General features: G+C 35.2%; 2 protein-coding genes and 1 pseudogene. 2 read left to right on the top strand and 1 reads right to left on the bottom strand.

Annotation, left to right across the window (positions count from 1 at the left end; genetic code table 11):
- Positions 1 to 713: pseudogene (locus ACY65O_RS01530) on the bottom strand (1,4-alpha-glucan branching protein GlgB); the annotation flags it as partial.
- A 152-nt stretch (positions 714 to 865) separates the two neighbouring features.
- On the opposite strand from ACY65O_RS01530, the gene ACY65O_RS01525 reads away from it, so the two are divergent.
- Together ACY65O_RS01525 and ACY65O_RS01520 are read left to right on the top strand one after the other, a co-directional pair.
- Positions 866 to 3,652 (top strand): TonB-dependent receptor, encoded by a 2,787-nt coding sequence (locus ACY65O_RS01525; protein WP_462219084.1) that lies wholly within the window; start codon positions 866 to 868, stop codon positions 3,650 to 3,652.
- Positions 3,653 to 3,679: 27 nt separating this feature from the next.
- Positions 3,680 to 4,259, top strand: a 580-nt coding sequence (locus ACY65O_RS01520; protein WP_462219083.1) for a GLPGLI family protein, incomplete at its 3' end; no start/stop codon positions are given.

Raw genomic sequence — 4,259 nt, 5'->3', positions numbered from 1 at the left:
CCATCAAACGGATGTTCCATCACCGGCATTAACTCTACATGCGTAAAACCCATTTCTTTTACATAAGGCACTAACCGCTCAGTAATTTGTGCATAGCTGTTTAAACTTTCTTCATCATTTTTTACAGGCCGCATCCAGCTGGCAAGGTTTACTTCATACACACTCCATGGCGCTTTAAGCGAATTATATTTTTTTCTTTTTGCCATCCACTCCTCATCTTTCCATTTATTATTGGTGTGCCATGCAATAGAAGCTGTGTTGGGCCTCACTTCCCAGTAATTGGCAAAAGGATCGCCTTTATCAATTTGCACACCTTTGTATCCTGTTATATGATATTTATACGCTTCGCCTTTTTGTAAATGCGGAATAAAGCCTTCCCATATTCCCGAGCTGTCTTCTCTTACCAGTAAATTATGCGCTACCGGGTTCCATGCATTAAAATCACCCACCACACTTAATGCCGTTGCATTAGGTGCCCACACAGCAAAATAAAAACCTTCGGTATCCAGTACTTTAATACGGTGGCTGCCAAATTTTTTATACGCATTGTATAAAGTACCGTTTTGGTAATTGCGAATGTCTTCATCGGTAAACAATGAATAATTCCAAACTGTTTGGGTACTGTCAACAAAATATTGTTCTTCGTATTTAATTGCTTTATCCAATTTTTTTTTTGTTTTCTTTTTTGCCACTGATGATTGTGAAGTTGCCATTTATGGAAATGAGTTTATAATTGATGTTTACAAAACCGATTTTTGCTTTAACGTAAATTTAAGATTAGTTATTTAGGATTTGCTAATTAATAAATTTATTTTTAACTAAGATTTTAGTTACAGCCATCAAAAACAAAACCAAACCCCTGCTTATGCACAAACTTTCTGCAATGCTCATTAGCATGTTCTTCCTTTCCATATTATCTTTTAGCCAAAACATTACCGTAACAGGAAATTTAAAAGACACCACAGAAAAAAAGCCTGTAAAAAATGCTGTTGTTGCATTATTAACTGTAAAGGATTCTATATTGTACAAGTTTACCCGGTCTAACACCGATGGCGATTTTATATTGAAAGACGTAAAGCCCGGCAACTATATTTTAATGACCACCCATCCATTTTATGCAGATCTTTTAGATAATATAGAATTGAAAGATGCCGAAACAAAGCTGGGCAATGTGTCGGTTACCAGCAAAAGTAAACTGCTGCAGGAAGTAATTGTAAAAACCGGCAGTGCCATTAAAATAAAAGGTGACACCACTATTTATACAGCTGATAGCTTTAAAGTAAGTGCCAATGCAAACGTAGAAGAACTTTTAAAAAAATTACCCGGCATACAGGTAGATAAGAATGGTGAAATAAAAGCCATGGGGCAAAAAGTAGAAAAGGTTTTGGTAGATGGAGAAGAATTTTTTGGCGATGACCCGGGTATGGCCGTAAAAAATTTACGTGCCGATGCTGTTAAAGAAGTACAGGTATTTGATAAAAAAAGTGAGCAGGCAGAGTTTACAGGCATTGATGATGGCAACACAAAAAAAACCATCAACCTTAAATTAAAAGATGATAAAAAGCATGGTTACTTTGGAAAGATAGACGCAGCCGGAGGTTTACTGGATACACTTGATAACAGGCACAACACTAATTTATTATTCAGCACATTTAAAGGTAAAAGAAAATTAACCGCTTTTTTATTAAATGGGAATACCGGCCAGGATGGACTTAGCTGGCAGGACAATGAAAAATTTGGCGGTGAGAATGAAAATTTCAGTATGAATATGGATGATGATGGTAACGTAAATTTTAACTGGACGGGTGGCGGCAGCGATGATGAACCATATGTGAATACCGAGAATGGATTTATAAAGAACACTAATGCTGGCGTGCAATACAGTAATAAATGGAATGATAAACAAACCTTCAATTTTTCGCCTAAATATAATAACCAGATATATACCAATGCCAACGGCATGTTCAGGCAAACACAAATTGGCGGTACTGCATTAAATGAAAACACCAGCACTATTACAAATGTTAACCGGTACAATTTTAAAACCAATGCCACTTATGAAGTAAAACTTGATTCTAACAATACTATAAAATTTACAGGGCGGGCAAATTTTTACCACACCGAAAGCGAGGAATCACGCCATGGCACAACTTCAGGAACAACAGGTGTGCTGAAAAATCTTACCGATAGATATTTGCAAAGCACCAGCGACAAAGCCTCTTATTCCGGTAATATTTTGTTTAAGCATAAATTTAAAAAAGCACGCCGTACTGCCTCCTTAAATACCGACTGGAATCTTTTAAATAATGAAGGAGATAGTTATTTAAGATCTCACAATGAATTTTATGACAACGGCAGCCTTGACTCCACAAAGGATATCAACCAGTTTAAGCAATCGGATAAAACCACTCAAAATATTTCTGCCAATTTAATTTATACTGAGCCATTGAGTAAAAAATATTCGCTGGAAATATCACACCAGGTAAGTTTAAACAAAGGTGTTAATGATCAAATTACTTACGATTATTCTGCACTAACAGGCAAATTTGATAAACTAGTTGATACTTTATCGAACCAGTTTGAACAATCTATTACAGTTAACAGGCCTTCTGCAAGGATCAGTTTCAACGATAAAAAGATCAAATACAATTTTGGAAGCGGCTTTGCTTTTACGCATTTTAATTTACTGGATAAATCTTTCGGGAAAGATTATGAAAGGAATTATACCAACTTTTTCCCTTCTGCAAATTTTACTTACAATTATAAAAGCAACCACAGCCTTAGATTTAATTACAACGGTAACACCAGCCAGCCTTCTTTAAACCAATTACAACCGTTAAGAAACAACAACGATTTCTTTAACCAGTATGTGGGCAACCCCGATCTGAAACCATCTTTTACCAACAGTTTCAGGCTTTCACATAACAGTTATAATTTTTTAAAGGAAATGTCAACCTACCAGTCTGTTAATATCCGTATGGTACAAAATTCTATTTCTAATAGCAGGGTAACTGATACTATTACTGGTAAAACCACCACCAGGCCAGAAAATCTTAATGGCAATATATCAGTAAATTTTTATGGTGGCACCTGGTTTAAATTAAAAAAAATGAAATTGCAGGTTGGCTTTAATCCGAATGTAAGTTTTAATAAATATGCCAATCGTATTCAAAACAAAAAAAGTTTTTCCAATAATTTAAATACCGGCATAAGTGTTTACCTTTCTAAATCGAAAGATAAAAGCTATGACCTGAGTATTAATAATCAATTCTCTTATAACAGGAGTACCACTACACAAAACAGTACAGTAAAACAATTCAACACCAATAACCTTGGATTTTATGGTACTGTTTATTATAAGAAAACATGGTCTATCACTACTGACTACAGTTTCTTTGTACGCCAAAAAACTATTGACTTTCAGGATAACCTTACCAACCAATTGTGGAATGCAAGGTTGCAAAAAACTTTTAAGAAAGATGAATTTACTGTTTATGTATTGATAAGAGATATATTGAACCAAAACATTGGCATTAACAGAAGTTTTTACGAAAACACTTTAACAGAAGAAAGAAACGACCGGCTTAAAAGATATGCTATGATTGGCTTTACCTGGAATTTTAAAAACAAAGCTGCTACTGCAAAACAATAATTAAAACCATTACTCAAATTACAAAATATGAAAAGCATACTTTTTTTATTCAGCATACTTTTTTGTGCCACCATTAATGCACAACAATTTATTGACAAAGCTCTAATTGAATACGAGGTAAAAACCAGTATAAAAAAAACCATGAGCAATGATAGCTGGGCAGATATGCTGAAGGATAACATGAGTGAATTTAAAACAGCCTACTACCTGTACACTTTTGCCGATAACAAGAGTGTTTACAAATTTGATCGCTGGGATCCCAAAACAAAAATTCCGGCCTGGTATAAACAGGATGATGAGGAAAACATCTGGCACTTTGATTTTACCGCCGGTAAAATAAATGTTCAAAAACAAGTGCAGGGCACCAAGCTTAACGTGGCCGATACCATACCGGCAATGGAATGGAAAATAACCAACGACAACCGGGAAATTGCCGGTTTTAATTGCCGTAAAGCGGTTGCAAAAATTATGGACAGTGTATATGTATTTGCTTTTTATACCGACGAGATAACTATTCCTGGCGGACCATGTTCCATCAGTGGTTTACCGGGTACTATTTTAGGCATGACGATACCAAGATTATACACTTCTTATATTGCTACAAAAG

It is taken from the genome of Ferruginibacter sp., assembly GCF_031430955.1.
Lineage (GTDB): Bacteria > Bacteroidota > Bacteroidia > Chitinophagales > Chitinophagaceae > Ferruginibacter.
Note: the sequence above shows the minus strand (reverse complement) of the source record. Positions and strands in the feature narration are given on the sequence as shown.

What these genes read in the sequence shown, in the direction of transcription:
- ACY65O_RS01525 (WP_462219084.1), top strand. Translation starts at nt 866, where the DNA reads ATGCACAAACTTTCTGCAATGCTCATTAGCATGTTCTTCCTTTCCATA.